The sequence below is a fragment of the Pseudomonas sp. LBUM1659 genome, assembly GCF_059716045.1.
The window spans coordinates 3,927,914-3,946,531 of record NZ_CP166797.1 but is presented as its reverse complement, the minus strand read 5'-3'; the positions used below and the strand labels follow the sequence as shown (position 1 = coordinate 3,946,531).

At 57.0% G+C, this 18,618-nt stretch carries 16 protein-coding genes and 1 tRNA gene; 5 read left to right on the top strand and 12 right to left on the bottom strand.

Annotation, left to right across the window (positions count from 1 at the left end; all coding sequences use genetic code 11):
- Window positions 1-85: 85 nt before the first annotated feature.
- Together ACA048_RS17825 and ACA048_RS17820 are read right to left on the bottom strand one after the other, a co-directional pair.
- Window positions 86-247 (bottom strand): DUF2986 domain-containing protein, encoded by a 162-nt coding sequence (locus ACA048_RS17825; RefSeq protein WP_223517388.1) that lies wholly within the window; start codon window positions 245-247, stop codon window positions 86-88.
- A 149-nt stretch (window positions 248-396) separates the two neighbouring features.
- On the bottom strand, window positions 397-1,320 hold the full coding sequence (locus ACA048_RS17820) for a LysR family transcriptional regulator (protein ID WP_497625606.1): 924 nt from the start codon (window positions 1,318-1,320) through the stop codon (window positions 397-399).
- 136 nt (window positions 1,321-1,456) lie between these two features.
- Here ACA048_RS17820 and ACA048_RS17815 point away from each other — a divergent pair, with 136 nt between their 5' ends.
- Together ACA048_RS17815 and ACA048_RS17810 are read left to right on the top strand one after the other, a co-directional pair.
- On the top strand, window positions 1,457-2,512 hold the full coding sequence (locus ACA048_RS17815) for a tartrate dehydrogenase (protein WP_497625605.1): 1,056 nt from the start codon (window positions 1,457-1,459) through the stop codon (window positions 2,510-2,512).
- A gap of 107 nt (window positions 2,513-2,619) precedes the next feature.
- Window positions 2,620-3,795: a cation:dicarboxylate symporter family transporter gene (locus ACA048_RS17810; protein ID WP_497625604.1), complete on the top strand. Its 1,176-nt coding sequence runs from the start codon at window positions 2,620-2,622 to the stop codon at window positions 3,793-3,795.
- 113 nt (window positions 3,796-3,908) lie between these two features.
- Here ACA048_RS17810 and ACA048_RS17805 read toward each other — a convergent pair whose 3' ends face one another.
- Complete coding sequence (locus tag ACA048_RS17805) at window positions 3,909-5,492, bottom strand: GMC family oxidoreductase (RefSeq protein ID WP_497625603.1); 1,584 nt, start codon at window positions 5,490-5,492, stop codon at window positions 3,909-3,911.
- Between the two features lie 177 nt (window positions 5,493-5,669).
- On the opposite strand from ACA048_RS17805, the gene ACA048_RS17800 reads away from it, so the two are divergent.
- A complete protein-coding gene (locus tag ACA048_RS17800; RefSeq protein ID WP_497625602.1) occupies window positions 5,670-6,638 on the top strand; it encodes an AraC family transcriptional regulator in 969 nt (322 codons plus the stop codon).
- 38 nt (window positions 6,639-6,676) lie between these two features.
- Here the strand turns inward: ACA048_RS17800 and ACA048_RS17795 are convergent, their stop codons facing one another.
- From ACA048_RS17795 to ACA048_RS17780, 4 genes are all read right to left on the bottom strand, one after another.
- The gene (locus ACA048_RS17795; RefSeq protein ID WP_497625601.1) at window positions 6,677-7,126 is read right to left on the bottom strand and encodes a hypothetical protein; all 450 of its coding nucleotides are present in this window, start codon (window positions 7,124-7,126) and stop codon (window positions 6,677-6,679) included.
- A 131-nt stretch (window positions 7,127-7,257) separates the two neighbouring features.
- Window positions 7,258-8,247, bottom strand: coding sequence for a fatty acid desaturase family protein (locus ACA048_RS17790; protein WP_497625600.1), 990 nt, complete (start codon window positions 8,245-8,247; stop codon window positions 7,258-7,260).
- A 45-nt stretch (window positions 8,248-8,292) separates the two neighbouring features.
- A complete protein-coding gene (locus tag ACA048_RS17785; protein WP_497625599.1) occupies window positions 8,293-9,087 on the bottom strand; it encodes a PaaX family transcriptional regulator C-terminal domain-containing protein in 795 nt (264 codons plus the stop codon).
- A gap of 137 nt (window positions 9,088-9,224) precedes the next feature.
- Window positions 9,225-10,184: a LysR family transcriptional regulator gene (locus tag ACA048_RS17780; RefSeq protein ID WP_497625598.1), complete on the bottom strand. Its 960-nt coding sequence runs from the start codon at window positions 10,182-10,184 to the stop codon at window positions 9,225-9,227.
- Between the two features lie 173 nt (window positions 10,185-10,357).
- On the opposite strand from ACA048_RS17780, the gene ACA048_RS17775 reads away from it, so the two are divergent.
- Window positions 10,358-12,394 carry an alkyl/aryl-sulfatase gene (locus ACA048_RS17775; RefSeq protein ID WP_497625597.1) on the top strand — a complete coding sequence of 679 codons (2,037 nt, stop codon included), beginning with the start codon at window positions 10,358-10,360 and terminating at the stop codon, window positions 12,392-12,394.
- A gap of 90 nt (window positions 12,395-12,484) precedes the next feature.
- Here the strand turns inward: ACA048_RS17775 and ACA048_RS17770 are convergent, their stop codons facing one another.
- Window positions 12,485-13,246, bottom strand: coding sequence for a bestrophin-like domain (locus ACA048_RS17770; RefSeq protein WP_497625596.1), 762 nt, complete (start codon window positions 13,244-13,246; stop codon window positions 12,485-12,487).
- Window positions 13,247-13,755: 509 nt separating this feature from the next.
- Here ACA048_RS17770 and ACA048_RS17765 point away from each other — a divergent pair.
- Window positions 13,756-13,830, top strand: a tRNA-Gln gene (locus ACA048_RS17765).
- A gap of 80 nt (window positions 13,831-13,910) precedes the next feature.
- On the opposite strand, the gene lipA is transcribed toward ACA048_RS17765, so the two are convergent.
- The 4 genes from lipA to gcsR form a co-directional block, all read right to left on the bottom strand.
- Entirely contained in the window at window positions 13,911-14,897 is a 987-nt protein-coding gene (gene lipA, locus ACA048_RS17760; RefSeq protein WP_497625595.1) for a lipoyl synthase, read from the bottom strand.
- A gap of 60 nt (window positions 14,898-14,957) precedes the next feature.
- Complete coding sequence (gene glyA / locus ACA048_RS17755; RefSeq protein ID WP_497625594.1) at window positions 14,958-16,214, bottom strand: serine hydroxymethyltransferase; 1,257 nt, start codon at window positions 16,212-16,214, stop codon at window positions 14,958-14,960.
- Window positions 16,215-16,255: 41 nt separating this feature from the next.
- The gene (gene gcvH / locus ACA048_RS17750; RefSeq protein WP_497625593.1) at window positions 16,256-16,639 is read right to left on the bottom strand and encodes a glycine cleavage system protein GcvH; all 384 of its coding nucleotides are present in this window, start codon (window positions 16,637-16,639) and stop codon (window positions 16,256-16,258) included.
- 429 nt (window positions 16,640-17,068) lie between these two features.
- Entirely contained in the window at window positions 17,069-18,577 is a 1,509-nt protein-coding gene (gene gcsR, locus ACA048_RS17745) for a transcriptional regulator GcsR (protein ID WP_497625592.1), read from the bottom strand.
- Window positions 18,578-18,618: the final 41 nt, after the last annotated feature.

Here is an 18,618-nt window from a genome sequence, read left to right as displayed (position 1 = left end):
GAATTGTCAGGCCGCCTCCTACGTGCCATCGGAATGCCTGGCCCGACCAGAATTGTAAATTCCGGTGGTGGTTGAGCTACATGGGTCAGCTCTCAGAGGAAATGATTGAGTCGTCACTGGATTCAGCGGCCAGCTTCAATCGGTCAGCTTTACTAATGTATTTAGACTTGCTTGCCGGTGCCAATTTGGCACTGGCCTTTTTGGCGTGAGCCTTTAATAACTGCTGTATTTTTTTACGACGATTCATGTTTTCTGCTCAGCTTGTAAATTCTTGAAGGGTATCAGCTTGAATGTTAATCCAGATCTCTGAGCTGCGCTCTTGGTGCATTGTCGATCTGGCAACCGTCGTTTCGAGGGCGCTGATGCATGCATCGGGAAGGGGCGGGCCAATGCTGTTCAGTCGTGCAGATCTGCCGCTTCTTCCAGGTGGTCAATGTGCTTGAAACGCTCAACCAGAAAATCGATCAAGCTGCGCACTCGCGCTGAAAGGTGTAACTGTTGCGGGTACACCGCATAGACATCGGCGCGTGTCGGTGTCTGGTCTTCCAGTACTAATCGCAAGCGGCCACTGCGCACGTATCGGGCGATGTCCCATTCGGCTCGCAACAGAATGCCGTGCCCTTCCAACGCCCAGTTCAGGGCCACTTCACCGTCATTGCAACCCAATGCTCCACGGACTTTGATGTTTTGTGTGCGCCCACCGTTGGTGAAACTCCACACGCCGTAGGGCGTTTCGTTTTGCCGTAGAAAGATGCAGTTGTGTTGCTGTAAGTCCGTCAGGCGTTGCGGCACACCATGCTTTTCCAGGTACAGCGGCGATGCGCATAACAGTCGACGATTGGACGCGATCTTGCGTGCATGGAAGGCGGCGTCCGGCAGCGTGCCGAATCGAATGCCCAGGTCAAACCCGTGCGTCGTCAGATCAAGCGGGTGATCGCTGATTTCCAGTTGTACTTCCACCTCCGGGTACTGTGCGAAGAACGCACCCAGGGCAGGGCCGATGTAACGGCGACCGAACCCCAACGACGCGTTGACCCGAATCAGGCCTTTAGGCGTAGCCCGACTGCTATGGATCAACTGCTCGACCTCATCGATCTGGGTCAGGATGCGGGCGGCATGCGAGAAAAGCAGTTCACCTTCAGAGGTCAGGCTCATTGAGCGTGTCGTGCGGTTGACCAGGCGGACGCCCAATCGAGCCTCCAGCGCGGTGAGACGCTTGCTCACCGCCGGCGGTGTGATACCCAATTCCCGTGCGGTCGCGGCGAGGCTGCCTTTATTGGCCAAGAGGTAAAAAAATGACAAATCCAGGGTCTGGCTCATTCGTAACTCAAAGTTATTTATGTAGTGATTCTGAGTAACTCACACCTATTTGTTCACTACATATACTCCGCTCACACCCTGATTGAACAGCCCGTTCGACAGGCACAACAAGAACGTTAAAAGAGTGGAGTTGACCATGAGCGCATACAAAATTGCAGCGGTTCCAGGCGATGGCATCGGTGTCGAAGTGATTGCCGCTGGCGTCGAGGTGCTGCAAGCCCTGTCGAAAAAGTCCGGCTTCCAACTTGATTTCAAACACTTTGACTGGAACTCGGATAACTACCTGAAAAACGGTTACTACATTCCTGAAGGTGGCCTGGATGAACTGAAAACCTTCGACGCTATCTTCTTCGGTGCCGTCGGCGCGCTCAACGTACCTGATCATATTTCTCTCTGGGGCTTGCGCCTGCCAATCTGCCAGGGCTTCGATCAATACGCCAACGTACGTCCCGCTCGGGTACTGCCAGGGGTGAAAAGCCCACTACACAACGGCGATCAGATCGACTGGGTGGTCGTGCGGGAAAACTCAGAAGGCGAATATTCCGGCAACGGCGGTCGCGTACACCGTGGCCTGCCGGAAGAGGTCGCCACCGAAGTCTCGGTATTCACCCGTGCCGGGGTCGAGCGCATTCACCGCTTCGCTTTCGAACTGGCGCAGAGCCGTCCACGCAAGCACCTGACCATGGTCACCAAGTCCAACGCCCAGCGTCATGGCATGGTGTTGTGGGACGAAATTTTCTACGAAGTGGCCAAGGATTTCCCGGACGTCAAAATCGACAAGGAATTGGTCGATGCGGTGACCACGCGCATGGTGCTCAAGCCATCGACACTCGATGTCATTGTCGCCACGAACCTGCACGCCGACATTCTGTCTGACCTGGCCGCCGCGCTGTCCGGCAGCCTGGGCATTGCGCCGACCGCCAACCTCAACCCGTCACGCAAATTCCCTTCAATGTTCGAACCGATCCATGGTTCGGCATTCGACATCACCGGAAAAGGCGTGGCCAACCCGATCGCGACGTTCTGGACTGCGGCAATGATGCTTGAGCATCTCGGAGAACTCGCCGCAGCCAAACAGCTGATGTCCGCTATCGAAGCCGTGACCGAAAGCGGTTTGCATACTCCGGATCTGGGCGGTAACGCCACTACTCGGCAGATTACCGATGCGGTCATCGCGTTGATCAACCGCTGATTTTTTCCAGCGATTCAAAGTAGTACTGCGGCACAACGCCGAGGGGCAGATCGCTTGACCTGACTCCTTGGCATTTCCTGACAACAATAAAAAATCAGGGCCCTGTCATGAAAAGAATATTAGGCAAACTCTATGTACAAGTGCTCATCGCCGTCATCCTCGGTGCCATCGTTGGCGTGTTCGTTCCTGAAACCGGCACTGCGCTCAAACCCTTGGGTGATGCCTTCATCAAATTGATCAAAATGCTCCTCGCACCGGTGATCTTCCTGACCGTGGTCACGGGCATTGCACGCATGGAAAACATGAAGGAGCTGGGGCGGGTCGGCTTTCGCGCGCTGCTGTATTTCGAAGTCGTGTCGACGCTGGCGCTGGTGGTCGGCCTGGTGGTGGTCGATGTGTTCAAGCCCGGCGCGGGCATGAACATCGATGTCGCGACCCTCGACACCTCAAGCCTGGCCACCTACACCTCGGCGGTGAAGCATGCCTCGTTCATGGACTTCGTCATGAACATCATCCCCGATACGATTGTGGATGCCTTCGCCAAGGGCAACGTCCTGCAAATCCTGTTGTTCTCCATTCTGCTCGGCATCGCCCTGGCCCACGTCGGGCCGCGGGGCAAACCCTTTGTCGACACCCTGGACAGCCTGATGCAGGGCATGTTCCGCATCGTCAACATGGTGATGCGACTGGCACCGATCGGCGCTTTCGGCGCCATCGCCTTCACCATCGGAAAATACGGTTTCGGCTCGCTGTTCTCCCTTGGCAAGCTGATGGCCTGTGTGTACCTGACCTGTGCGGTGTTCGTGATTTTTGTGCTTGGCCCGATCTGTCGCTACAGCGGATTCAGCCTGTGGAAGTTCCTCAAGTTCATCAAGGAAGAACTGTTCACGGTGCTGGGCACCAGTTCGTCGGAATCGGTGCTGCCGCAGATGATTTCCAAAATGGAAAAGGCCGGGGTGTCCAAACCCGTCGCCGGAATGATCATTCCCTCCGGTCTGACCTTCAACCCGGACGGGCAGGCGGGCATGGTGTTGCTGCTGGGTGTCGACCGGTTCATGTCGGAAGCGCGGGCAATCACCAACACCATCGGCAATGGTGTCGGTACCATGGCCATCGCCAAATGGGTCGGGGCGCTGGACACGGTCAAAATGAACAAGGCGCTCAACGGTGAAGTCGAGGAGGAAAAGTCTGCCACGGTTGATGAGGCCAATCGCATTTTTGCTCATTCGGTGGTGGGCGAGGGGAGCGTGTTGCCCCGTCTGAAAGAAGCCTCTCGGGCGTAGGGTGCATGGCGCTGAATGCAGCGATGTTTAGCGCCATTTTTGATTCAACCCAAAACCGCCGCTCGCGCTGTGCGAGAAAGGCGGCTCCACTGACGAACTGACGGCCAGGATCGCTAGCTAGCGGACACCCAGTCGGCGGCACGTTCGGCGATCATGATTGAAGCGGCGTTGGTGTTACCGCCAATCAGCGTCGGCATGATCGAGGCATCCACCACGCGAAGCCCCTCGATCCCATGCACACGCAATTGGCTGTCCACCACGGCATGTTCGTCACTTCCCATTTTGCAGGTGCCAACCGGGTGATAAATGGTGTCGGTGCGCTGGCGCAAAAGCTCGATCAGCTGTTCGTCACCGTATATCCCTTCGCTGTGCATATCCTTCAGACCGTAGCGTGCCATCGGGGCTTGCCAGATAATCTCCCGGGTCATTCGGTATCCGGTGAGCAAGGTCTCCACATCATCGTCATGCCCCAGAATGTTGGGATCGATACGCGGTGGGGCGCTCGGGTCATTCGATTGCAGACCGACGCTGCCGACGCTCTTGGGGCGCAACACGCAAACGTGACAACTGAAACCATGGCCCCAGTGCAGTTTGCGGTTGTGGTCGTCAATCATCGCGATCACCGAATGCAACTGGATATCCGGGCGAGCAAGGTGGGCGTCGGTTTTCAGGAACGCGCCACCTTCGGCGAAGTTGCTGACAAAAGGGCCGCGTCGATGCCGGACGTAGTTGATCAACGCCTTACCCATCTTCGCGCCGCCGCGCAGGGAGACCCCCATCAAGGATGTGTCGGGGCTTTTGTAGCTGAGCACAACATCCGGATGGTCTTGCAGGTTCTGCCCGACACCGGGAAGTTCGTGCTGCACCGGAATGCCCTGTGGCTTGAGTTCCGCTTGCGGGCCAATCCCCGAGAGCATCAACAAGTGCGGGCTACCAAAGCATCCGGCACTGAGCAGTACCTCCTGGCGGGCCTTGATCGTCTGGCGGTTGCCCTTGATGCGCAGCTCCACGCCGACGGCCTTCTTGCCTTCCAATACGATGCGCTCGGCGGTGACGGAAGTCAGCACGGTGAGATTTTTGCGGGTATGACGAATCGGTTTGAGGAAAGCGGTGGCGGTGCTCCAACGCCGACCGTCGCGGATAGTCACGTCATACTGACCGACGCCTTCCTGGTCGATGCCGTTGAAGTCGGGGTTATGACGGTGTCCGGCCATCTGCGCCGCCTCGATAAAGGCTTGGGTGGCCGGATGTATCGGGTTCTTGCCGACATAGAGTTCGCCATCCGCGCCGTGATAGTCGCAGGTTCCGCGGTGGTTCATTTCACTCTTGCGAAAATACGGCAGTACGTCGGCGAACGACCATCCCGGATTACCCAAGGCCTGCCAGTCGTCAAAGTCACTGTGATGACCACGGATATAAACCATGCCGTTGATTGAACTGCTGCCACCCAACACCTTGCCGCGCGGCTGATACCCGCGACGTCCGTTCAGGCCAGGTTGCGGTACTGTCTGGAACGCCCAATTGACATGTCGGCTCGGCAGGATCGCAGCGACCCCCACGGGTGCATGGATCAGAGGCGAGCGGTCTTCCGGACCGGCCTCCAACAAACAGACCGTGATATTGGGATTTGAACTCAGGCGATTAGCCAGGACGCAGCCGGCTGAGCCGGCGCCGATGATTACGTAGTCGAATTCCATCACAGCACGATCCCGATGAGCGAACAGGGGCTGCTTCGCAAGGAAGCAATAGTGGATAACCGGGATGGATTGTTGGCTGAAACATACAGAAAACTATTGACCTCTCATGACATTTATTTGATCTTTGATGACATGACTTCTTTGATCAGAACAACATCATTTACCGGGTTTCGTGAAGTGACGAGCCAGCTAGGCGGGCAAGCTGACGTGATGCTTGAACGCTTCCGCATCAATCCGGATCTGCTGATGGACGAGGACGCGCGCGTGCCGCTGCGTTCGTTGGTAGGGCTGCTGGAGTTTGCCGCGCGAGAGCTGGAGTGCCCTGATTTTGGTCTGCGCATGGCCGAGTATCAGGACTTGCATGTACTCGGACCGATTGCGGTGATCGCTCGAACGTGTGCAACGGCGGGAGAGGCGCTGGCGCAAGTCATCCGTTTTATCGGTTACCACAGCCCCGGCATCCAGCTTGATCTCGACCTGAGTGAGGCCCGAGCTCCGCGTTTAGTGATCGATATCCGGCTGTCCGGACCGAGCCCGCGACGACAAATGGTGGAGCTGGCGATGGGGGTGGCGCATAACGGTATGAAGTTGCTGTATGGCGACAACTTCGTAGCCCAGTCCGTTCTGTTTTCCAGTCATCTCTCACCTGCGCAGGCTTACCGGCGCTATTTCAAAACGACGGTGTACACGGGCCAATCCTGCAACGCGCTGGTTCTGCGCGACGAACAACTGAGTCAGCGACTCGAACAACATGCCCCCTACTTGCATCACGCACTGGAGCAGTATTTCAACCAGTTCGACTTGCAAGCGACATCGAGTGTCGTCAATCAAGTCGAACGCCTGGTCCTGCGCATGATGCCGATACAGCGTTGCCGTTTGCCATTGATTGCCGAGCAGCTCGGTATGCACGTGCGCATGTTGCAAAGACGGTTGGCCGAGGAGGGGCGAAGTTTCGATGAAGTGGTTGAGGCCCTTCGCCGCGAACGTGCCGACCACTATCTGGTGGAAAGGCACATGCCGATGTCCCAGGTTGCCGGTCTTCTGGGGTATAGCGAACAGAGCGTGTTCAATCGCGCTTGCCGTCGCTGGTTTTCCATGTCACCGGGAGCCAGGCGTCGTCAGTTGCTCGGAGGTGGCGACCTCTGATGATCGCGGCACTGATGGGCACCACCGTCCAAGGCAATTCATTTAGTCGCTTGCGCGACATTGCCGCAGAAAATATCGGTGTTGCCATCCTCGGGTGAGGTGCGCAGAAGAACGGAGTAATTGCCGGCAAGCAGGTCTTGCATTTTTATCGGCGCGCTTCTGTAAAAGGTCCACCCACCGGTCCCCGCATTGGGTTCAGTATTGACCTTGTCGTTCAATGCATAGGCGACTGGTCCGGGTTGCTGGCAGCTGCCTTTGTTGATGAACGTGAAGATGCGCGGGGGCATGATGGTTCCGGTTGGAACACCTGTGATGTAGAAGTCGAAATTGGTTTGATCGCCCACGCTAGTCAACGTCGTAGTAGCAATCTTCCCTGGATTCGCGTGGGTCGCAGCCAGAGGAAGGTTCATCGAGTGGTTTGATGAGCTGGTGCAGCCGAAGAGACTTGCGGTGACCAATAGCGCTGCCAGAGGAGTGCAGAATTTCATTGCCAATCTCCAGTAATGGAAGAAGTGCATGGGGGGGACTTATTGGGTATAGCTCATTAATACGGCGTCGCATTCTTGAGCATCTACTTTTTATAACCTTCAAAAAATCCCTGGACGCCCCGGTTTATCAGTCAGACATCGTGAACCCGCAGACTTACACGCTTGAGCATCTGTAGGTAGGTGGGCGGCTCCGGTACGATGCCGCGGTGTCGCAAAAGTGCATGCAATTTCGGTAGGCGAAAATACGGTACCGAGGCCATCAGATGATGCTCAATGTGAAAGTTGACCCGAATAGGTGCCACGCAGGCGCGGGCGATCAAACCGGCGTGTGTGGTACGGGTATTGCGAAGCACGTCCGGGCTTGATTCCAGACAGGCATGTTCCGCCATGGAGCGAATGCGGATGAACAGCGGGAACGGTGTGATATAGGCCAGTACCCAAACGCCGTATAGCCAGGCATTTCCACTGATCCAGAACACAGCAAGGAGCAGGGCGTTGGTGACTAACATCCCGCTGGCGTTTTTGAAGAAGGTCCGTGGATAGTCCCACCAGCGACGCCCCGTCTGTGGCAGGCGCCGGATATCGCTGGTCAGCGACCACTGCAGCACGCCGGCATCCATCAGCAAGCGTCCCATCAGGAACTTGAGGCCGGTAACACCTGAAAGATCACGCAGGCACTTGCGCATCAATGAGCGGCGAGTCGTAGGCAATCCCGCCACCAGACAGAGATCGGGATCGTCGACAGTAGAAGTTTTGGCGTGATGGGTCAGATGATACGGACGGTACTTGCGCAGCTCATTCCAGATCGGCCGAGCGCACAACCAATCGACCAGTACGTCATTGCACCATTTGGTCTTGAATAAAGTGCCGTGCGCGGCGTCGTGCTGCAAAATCCCAAAGCACAGCTGGCGTCCGGCAATAATAACCACACCCAGGATCAGGGCGAGGCTGAATCCCCACCAGGGCAAAAAATCGCGAGCCCAGGCCAGACCCAAAAAGGTCAAGGCCAGCACCCCCCAGGTAGAACCCACCGCCCACGCGCCCCACCAATCTGAGCGTTCGCTAAAGGATTTGATTTCGTCGCGGCTGAGAATATCGCTGATTTTAGTCTTGTTATGCATGTCTATCCTCGACATCAAAGGCCTGTAGCCGGCCTGGGTGATGAGTCAGTTGGGGCTTGAGGGTTGTTGCAAAAAGGTGCGCCAGATCTGGTGACCGTGATCCACGAAACGTTGGGTGCAGGCAAGGAATTCGGTGCGCAGCGCCACATCGACCAGAGGGTTCGGCAGCAGGGGATCGAAGACGATCTGGCGGATGGCTTCGCGGCCGAGGATGAAAGATTCGCGTGCGGCCGCATCCAGCTTCAGTTGTTCGGCGCGCAGGGCCCAGCTTTCCAGTTGCTCGCAATTGCGGCGATAACTGTCGTTAAGCAACTCGCCATTCCACAGGCTTTGTATTCGCTGTGCTTGCGTATCTTCGAAGCCCGTGGCCTGGAAAACCAATGCGGCCGGCTCCAGGCCGAGCTCGATCAAACGTCGCCGTAAAGATTCGATATCAGGCTCGACATTGTTCGGGCGCACGTACAGATCCTTGTCCAGTTCCGCGAAGCCAAGCATGTGCAGCGCACGTTCACGCTGGCGCAAGACGTTGCGGTCACTGCGCCCCAAGGCGTTGCACGCAACCATCAGATAACTACCGTCCCATGGGCGCAGATGCTGCTCCACGCTACGCCACCCAAACAGCTGCGCCGAAATGTCCTTGGCTTGCGGTCCCAATTGATAACTACCGCGCCCCGCACCTTCTAGTAATGCTTCGATCGTGAGGCGCGCCAGCGTGACCCGAACGTTGTTTTCACTGATTCCGAATAGCTCACACGCGACGATGGCTTCCTTGACCTGCAAGGGAACACCGTTTTTAGCGACCAGCAGTTCGAGCACCAGGCTTTTTGCGCAAGGTTTCATTGTCTTCCCAAGTCGTTACGCTTTCGGCGGAAAATTATCGCGGCTGGTAATATTACGCAATAGGCAATTAAAAAATAAATGTTGTAATTATCAGTGCTTGATGCGGGAAGATGGGGCTGCCAGATGTACTGCTAAATTCACTCCATCCTCATCGCGGCAAGAAGGCTTTCACGTTGACAAATTTCTTCTTCCACAGCCCTCACTTCCCTCATGTAAACCTCTACCGCGGGTGGCAGTGAGCGCTCTTTGAGGTAGATGAAGCCATAACGGGTACGCAGTGCGAGGTCATGAATGGGTAACGGTATGATTTCACCCGCCATGATTTCCTGCTCAAACGTCGATAAATTCCCTAAGGCCAACGCATTACTGGTCTCGACGAACTTGACGATTTGCATGGGCACGTCTATTTCGATCGCCGGTACAAAATCACCCGTCACCGCATCATAAGTGCCAGCACAGCCCAGCGTTGCCGGGAGCAAATGGCGGGCCAGCCGCAGTGGAAGGCGCGACGCCACCCACGGATAATCGAGAGTTTGCGCCAACGTCAGTGAACGACGTTTCGACAGCAGCGGATGGCCGGGGCGGCAAAACAGGCGTCCTACATGTTCACCCACCAGCTCACAGGTGAACTCCTCCCTGCCGAGTAACGTGCTGATTTCGGCAATCCCCAGATCCACTGCCCCTGTGGCGACCTGATGAGCAACCTCGCGCCATCCGGCGACATGTGCAGTCACCTTGATGTGCGGATGCCGGGCGTGCAATCGCGCGATGCTGGCGTAGCCGCTGGTGACGCTTGGATAGGGACCCAAAGCGACCTTCAGTGCGCCAATATCGCCTTCCGCCAACAAGGCAATGTCTCGCCGCAGGTCTTCCTCGGCCATCAACAAGCGCTGGCTTTTCTCACGAAGCAGCTGTCCAAACGCAGTCAGCACGACGCCTTCTGTGCGTCGGTCGAAAAGGGTGACGCCGAGTTCGCTTTCCAATAACTGGATGCTTTTGCTCAATGCTGGCTGGGAAACCCCTAACGCTTTTGCTGCCCGGCCAAAGTGTGCGTGTTCAATCAATGCCAAAAACTGACGTAGGCGACGTGGCGTCATGTCATAACCTTTATGTTATCGAAACGCGTAAAAACGGAATTTTTCGTAATCAAATGAATATGCTATTCATGGCTGGACCGGGTCAAGCTGGCGACGCACATACACAGGTAAACCGTGCGCAAACAACGGCTTTGACGCTCATCGGCACCCCCTTTTGGCGCAGGAACCATTTCATGCATAACAAGACCCTTCATCTGGCTCTGGCAATGACGCTTGGCAGTGGCGTAAGCCCAGTCATTTTTGCTGCAGATGCAAACGGCGGACCTTCAGATTCGGCCTCAACACAAAATGCGCACTTCGATAGCAAGGGCAAACCACCTTCGACCTACACGATCGAACTGCAGAAGGGGGTGCGCAAGGCACTTCCATTCGCGGACAAGCGCGACTTTGAAGAAGCCAAAAAAGGCTTCATCGCTGCACCGTCCTACAACAAGATCATGGCTGACGCCGGGAACGTCGCCTGGAACATGGGGAGCTATAACTTCCTGCTGGAAGGCAAGGACTTCGACAGCGTCAATCCGTCCCTGCAACGCCAGGCAGTCCTCAATATGGCCTTCGGTCTGTATGAGGTGGTTCCGGAGAAGATTTACCAAGTGCGTGGGTTTGACCTGGCCAACATCACCTTCATCAAGGGCGATTCAGGCTGGATTGTGTTCGACACACTGATGTCGAAAGAAACCGCCAAGGCAGCCCTGGACTTCATCAATGAAAAACTCGGCAAGCGCCCGGTTGTAGCGGTAGTGATCTCTCACTCCCATGCCGACCATTTCGGTGGTATTCGCGGTGTGGTCGATGAAGCCGACGTGCGCAGCGGCAAGGTCCCGCTGATCGCACCGCAAGGTTTCATGGAACATGCCGTGGCTGAAAACGTCTACGCCGGCAATGCCATGACTCGGCGCGCGTTTTTCCAATATGGTGTGATGTTGCCGCACAGCCCCTATGGCCATGTCGACATGGCCATAGGAAAAAATGCCTCCATTGGCAACATGGGGCTGATTGAGCCCAATCGCTATATCGCGAAAGACTTCGAGACCCTGACCATCGACGGTGTGGAAATGGAGTTTCAAAGCACTCCCGGCACCGAAGCGCCTGCGGAGATGAATACCTGGTTCCCGCAATTCAAGGCCTTCTGGGCCGCCGAAAACATCACCGGCACGATCCATAACATTTACACCCTGCGCGGTGCCTTGGTCCGTGATCCACTGGTTTGGTCGAAGAACATCAACAACGCTTTGTATCGTTACGGACAACAGGCCGATGTGATGTTCGCGTCCCACAGTTGGCCACGTTGGGGCAATGAGCGAATTCAGGACGTCATGCGTGCGCAACGCGATGCCTACGCCAACCTGAACAATGCCGTACTGCACGCCGCCAACCAGGGCGTCACCATCAACGAGATTCAAAACGTCTACAAATTGCCCGAAAGCCTGAAAAACAATTGGGCGACTCATAGCTACCATGGCTCGGAAGAGCACAACAGCCGTGCCGTGATCAACCGCTACCTGGGTTACTGGGATGCCAACCCGGCAACGCTGATGCCGCTGTCTCCGAAAGATTCGGCACCGTTGTATGTAGAAATGATGGGTGGCGCAGACAAGATCATGACCAAGGGGAAATCCCTGTTCGATCAGGGCAAGTACCGCGAAGCCTATGAGATCCTCAATAAACTGGTGTATGCCGAACCACAAAACAGCAAGGCCAAGGACCTGCTGGCGGATGTTTATGAGCAAGTTGGCTATCAAAAGGAAAGTGCCGGCGTACGCAACAGTTTCCTCTCTGCGGCGTATGAATTGCGCCATGGCATGCCCAAGGGAGTGCCGCCAAAAACCACCGGACCTGACATGATCCGCGCCATGAGCACCGAGTTGTGGCTGGAATACCTCGGCATCGCCCTGGACGGCAGCAAAGTCGCTGACCAACACTTTGTCTTGAACCTTAAGACTCCGGACAATGGTGAGCAGTTTGTGGTTGAGTTGAGCAATTCGACGCTGACCAATATCAAAGGGCAGCAAGCGAAAAATGCCGACCTCACGATCACCGTTAATCGCTCTGATCTTGAAGGCGTAATGGCGAGGAAAACCGGCTTCGATCAACTCGTCCAGGCTGGCAAAGCCACCTTCGAAGGCGACCATAAACCCTTCGCGCAGTTGATGGCTGCCATCACCCCATTTAACCCCGCGTTTGAACTAATACCAGGCACCAATCAGTAATCCAGCGTCTGCTATACGGTGAAGTAACCTTGCGCACATGGAAACCTATCGTGCGCAAGGTGCACAAAATTCGGGAGCACGTTTTTCGGGCTACTGTCCGAGACGAGAGAGTGTGTCGCGCATCGGTTCGACGGATACCCCGATCAACCCATCGAGCGGTCTGTTCATCTCTTGAATAAGCAGGATCGCCGCGGAGGCCGAAAGCGCACACGTTAAAAACGCGGCAATGACCGTCCCGTTGTAGGGGGCGAACAAGCCGAACGCGCCGAAGATAACGGATAGCCATGCTATGAGAATGATCAAAAACATAGCGGGAATCGAGCCATGTGCTTGCAGCAGTGTTAACCCCCGTGCAGCTAGCACTTCATCGGCAATCTGTTGCGCACGAGCCTTGAGTGCTCGTTGCGAATCGTTGCCAGGCTTCAAATTATCAATCTGTTGCCTGAGAGCGTCCGAACGGCTAATGGCCTCCGGGCTGTCGAGTTGTGAGATCGTTGCGCTGTCGTGTGATGCAACAAGCTCGATCACGGTAGCGTAGTTGCGCTTGAGCACCGCACGGATGTCTTGGGTTTCGGGTCCATACCTCGCTAACACCCGGTCAAACTGAAACACCTTGGCCGCATTGACCGTGAGCTCGGTGCTGGTCGTTTCGAACGTAACTTTCGCGGACGAGATCAACAGCCCGAGAACCAGGGCAGCCATTGTCGCAATCAGTCCGGTCGCCAGTTTTACAACGGCAATGGATTCATCGCTCAGGTGGTGTTCCGGCAACAACTTCTGTATGTAAAGACCCAGCAGCGCGCTGCCAAATACACATGCAAAAGCTATCAGCGCGATGAGAAAAGGGCTCAAGTTACATCTCCAGTTATGGCAACGGAACTGCACGTTTGGCAATGATGCAGTGACACGTAGCAGGATTGACTGGGTGATTGCTTGTCCGCTTCTGGCCGCTCCCTGAAGGTCGCCAAGGGCTGAAATCTAACCTGCGCGCTCGATGAGGCGACGCTCTCACCGTTCAAGCAACCGGGTTTCCCATTACAGCTCTGCCGGTCAAAAACAATAGCAACGGCAGTGATCGGGATCCTGGTCCATCGTTAACAACGGTTATGCGTTCGAAAGCATAGCCGTTGGACAGCTATTTACTTCGCTTGCAGGCGCATGACGAGGTGGATGGCGCCGTCGTACATCGCAAGGCATAACTGTGACCGGTCATCAGCCATGGGTTTAATCTGCAGCGACGCCCGTTGTATCTGATCACGAATAATGTTAAGTGGCTGTTTTAGAACAAAATTATTTTCTATAGGGGCTTCCCGGACGACGCGAAAGTTGATAAATTTCCGCCCACACGCAGCAACTGCTACAGGGGCGTCGCCAAGCGGTAAGGCAGCAGGTTTTGATCCTGCCATGCGTTGGTTCAAATCCAGCCGCCCCTGCCATATTCTGTATAAAAAAACGCCAGCACCTAAACGGTCTGGCGTTTTTTTATGCCCGTCACTTTCTCTCCAGGCGATACGCCTCAGCGTTCAACGGACTTCGCGCCCTGAACTTGTTGGTCCGCATGGTAAGACGAGCGCACCAGTGGGCCGGCCGCGACGTTCTTGAATCCCATGCGCAGTCCTTCCTCGGCGAACCAGGCAAACACGTCCGGGTGCACAAAACGCTGGACCGGCAAGTGGCTGCGCGACGGTTGCAGGTACTGGCCGAGCGTGAGCATGTCGACGTCGTGCTCACGCATTCGCTGCATGACCTCGATCACTTCCTCGTCGGTTTCGCCAAGGCCCAGCATCAGGCCAGATTTGGTCGGTACGGACGGGACCAGCAACTTGAACTTCTGCAACAGGTCCAGTGACCACTCAAAATCCGAACCTGGCCGCGCCGCTTTATACAGGCGCGGCACGGTTTCCAGATTGTGGTTGAACACATCTGGAGGTTCAGTCGCGGTGATCGCCAGCGCAACGTCCATGCGCCCCCGGTAATCCGGAACCAGGGTTTCCAGCTGCACGCCCGGCGAGAGCTTGCGGATTTCACGCAGGCAATCGACAAAGTGTTGTGCGCCACCGTCGCGCAGATCGTCGCGGTCCACCGACGTGATCACTACGTACTTCAGGCGCAGGTCGGCGATGGCCACGGCGAGGTTCATCGGCTCATCGGCGTCCAGCGGTTTCGGCCGACCGTGGCCGACATCGCAGAACGGGCAACGGCGGGTGCAAATGTCCCCCATGATCATGAAGGTCGCCGTGCCCCCGGAAAAACACTCGCCGAGGTTCGGGCACGAGGCTTCTTCACAGACACTGTGCAGCTTGTGTTTGCGCAGTAGCTGCTTGATCCGGTCGACCTCGGGAGAGATCGGCATGCGCACCCGGATCCAGTCGGGTTTGCGTGGGAACTCATCGGTCGGAATGATCTTGACCGGAATCCGCGCGACCTTTTCCGCACCGCGCAGTTTGACGCCGACTTGCATTTTGGCCGGGGTGTTGTCGGTTGATTCCACGATTGGGTTCATGTGTATTTTTCTTTTGTTCGAGGGGCGGAGGCGAGTCCCACAGGGGTTGGTGGTGCCGGATCAATCGCGGTAGACCGGGAAGTCACTGCACATCGCAGCGGCTTTTTGGGCGATTTGCGCCTCAATATCGGCATCACCGAGGTGATCGAGCAGGTCGCAGATCCAGCCTGCCAGCTCGATGCTCTGGGCTTCCTTGAAACCACGGCTGGTGATCGCTGGCGTGCCGATGCGCAGGCCCGAGGTCACGAACGGCGATTGTGGGTCATTGGGTACGGCGTTCTTGTTCACCGTGATCCCGGCTCGGCCGAGGGCGGCGTCGGCGTCTTTGCCGGTCAGGCCCTGACGAATCAGGCTGACCAGGAACAGGTGGTTGTCGGTGCCGCCGGACACCACGTCGAATCCACGGTCGATAAACACCTTGGCCATCGCCTGGGCATTGCGGATCACTTGCGCCTGATAGGTTTTGAAGCCTGGCTCCAGCGCCTCCTTGAAGCACACCGCTTTGGCGGCGATCACATGCATCAACGGGCCGCCCTGACCACCGGGGAATACCGCCGCATTGAGTTTTTTCTCCAGTTCCGGATTGGCCTTGGCCAGGATCAAGCCGCCACGCGGACCGCGCAGGGTTTTGTGGGTGGTCGTGGTGACGACGTCGGCGAATGGAATCGGGTTCGGGTACAGACCGGTCGCCACCAGCCCTGCAACGTGGGCCATGTCGACGAACAGGTAAGCACCGACCTTGTCTGCGATCTGGCGGAAACGCGGGAAGTCCAGGGTCTTGGAGTAGGCGGAGAACCCGGCAATGATCATCTTCGGTTGGTGCTCGACCGCCAGGCGTTCGACCTCGTCGTAATCGATCAAGCCAGTGGTGGTGTCGATGCCGTACTGCACGGCGTTGTAGAGCTTGCCGGAAAAACTGACTTTGGCGCCGTGGGTCAAGTGGCCGCCATGGGCCAGGCTCATGCCCAGCACGGTGTCGCCGGCTTGCAGGAGCGCAAGGAACACTGCGGCGTTGGCCTGGCTGCCAGAGTGCGGTTGCACGTTGGCGTAATCGGCACCGAACAATTGTTTGGCCCGATCAATCGCCAGTTGCTCGACCACGTCAACGTGTTCGCAACCGCCGTAATAGCGCTTGCCCGGATAGCCTTCGGCGTACTTGTTAGTCAGGCCGCTGCCTTGCGCTTCCATCACACGTTGGCTGGTGTAGTTCTCCGAAGCGATCAATTCGATGTGGTGCTCTTGCCGTGCGTCTTCGGCGTTCATCGCCGCCAGCAGTTGGTCGTCGTAGCCTTTGATCTGGTCGTGTTTGCTGAACATGGTGGTGTCCTGTGTGGATGACGGGAAGGTGTTGAGGGGCATCAAGCGTCGGCCGATTCCTGGGTCAAACGTGCGTAGGCGTTTTGATCCAGCAGGTGGTTAATGGCCTCGACGTCGGCCGGTTTGAAGCGAAAGAACCAGCCTTCGCCCAAGGGGTCTTCGTTGACCAGTTCGGGGGCGGTTTCCAGCGTCGCGTTGACCTCGACCACTTCACCGTCCAGCGGCATGCCAATGTTGCTGGCCGCTTTCACCGACTCCAGCACCGCCGCTTCATCACCGGCGCCGAACGTCCCCAACTCGGGCACTTGCACGAACACCACATCGCCCAACGCCTGCTGGGCATACGGTGTGATGCCAACGGTGACCAGGCCGTTCTGCTCAAGCCTTAGCCATTCGTGATCGACGGTAAAACGCAATTCACTCATAACAGCTCCTCATTGTTCAGACCCATCCGCTGCTGATGGCGGATGACGTTTACAGGCTCGTGCGAGGCATCGAGCGTGGTTGGAACTGTGTGAGCAAGGGCAGTGCCAATGTTAGTTAGTTGTTTTAAATCAATGACTTGATGTGATTTTGTTCAAGGCAAAGCATGCTTTTTGTATTGAATTCAATACAGGCAAAAGGAAGGAGGGTTGCTGGGCAGGAAAACACGGGGTTGCGGTTGACTGTCTTGAATTCGGTACGCTGTATCGATTTGCAAACACTCACTTCAGCCACAACAAAAATCCCCTGTAGGCGCTGGCTTGCCGGCGAATGCGGTGTGTCAGTCGCTAAAACGTTGCCTGACACGACCTTTTCGCCGGCAAGCCAGCGCCTACAGGGGATTTGTGTTGTTCGGGGGAGGGGGCAGGGCTTCAGGGCTTGGTGGGAATGCCGTACTTGCGCAGGCGAATGGCGATGGCGCTGTGCGACGTTTGCAGGCGCGCAGCGAGTAAGCGGCTGGAGGGATAACTGCGATAGAGCTGCTCGAGCAGATGTTTTTCAAACCCTTCAACGGCCTCTTCAAGGCTGCCCACTTCACCGTCGTTTTGCCGCTCTACCGCCGTTCTGGCGATGTCCAGATCGTCGATGTCCACCAGCGGGTTTTCGCAAATCGCCGCCGCGCGGAAAATCACGTTTTGCAGCTGACGCACATTGCCCGGCCAGCGGTTGCCGAGCAGGGCGGCAAAGGTGCTCGGCGCCAAACGGCACACCGGGCGCTGGATCTGTGCGCAGGCCTGTTGCATGAAGTGATTGGCCATCAACAGGATGTCGTGGCCGCGTTCGCGCAGCGGCGGTACTTGCAGGTTGAGCACGTTGAGACGGTAGAACAGGTCTTCGCGAAAGTGGCCTTCGCTGACCATTTTTTCCAGGTCGCGGTGGGTCGCACTCAGCACCCGAACGTTGACCTTGACCTCGCGATCGCCGCCGACCCGGCGAAAGCAACCGTCGCTCAAAAAGCGCAGTAATTTGGCCTGCAGGTAAGGCGACATCTCACCGACTTCGTCGAGGAACACCGTGCCTTGGTCGGCCAGTTCCAGCAGGCCGAGTTTGCCGCCACGCTGGGCGCCGGTGAACGCGCCGGCGGCGTAGCCGAACAGTTCACTTTCGGCGAGGCTTTCCGGCAGTGCCGCGCAGTTCAAGGCGAGAAAGGGCGAATCATGCCGTGCACTGATCGCGTGGCAGGCGCGGGCGACCAGCTCTTTGCCGGTGCCGGTTTCGCCCTGGATCAACAGCGGCGCGTCGAGCGCGGCGACGCGTTGGGCACGGGCCTTGAGCGTGCGAATCGCCGGTGACTCGCCCAACAGCGCATCGAACCCTTCGGCATGGTCATGGTGCAGCGCCGACAGGCGTTCGCCGATGCGGTTTGGCTGATACAGGGTCAGTAGGGCGCCGGCGCCGGTGATCGGCATGGCGTCCAGCAGCAACGTCTGGCCGCCCAGGCTGACCTCGTGCATTGGCAGGCGAAAACCGTGTTCGATCAACGTGTGCTGCAAGGAAGGATCATCAAACAGTGCCGTCAGCGATTCGCCGGCCGGCTCGCGACCACAGAGGGCGATCAACGCCGGGTTGGCCAGCAGCACAAAACCCCGATCATCCACGGCCAATACCGCGTCGGTGCTGGCAGCCAACAAGGCATCGAGCTGCAAGCTTCGGCGTTGCCCTGGAAGGATGTCGACCATTGTCACCGCTTGCACGCCCTCCACGCCGAGAAAGGCCTCGCGCAACTCTTCCAGCACCTCGGCGCCGAGGGTCGGCGCATCGATGTAAACGTTCGGCGGCACCATCTCGACGGCGTCCAGATTGAACCGGCGCCCACCGAGCAGGGCCAGTACTTCCTGGGTGATGCCGACGCGGTCGATGAAGGTGACGTGGATGCGCATAACGGGCCTGCAAGGGTGGCGAACGGGGTGGCTGCGTCAAT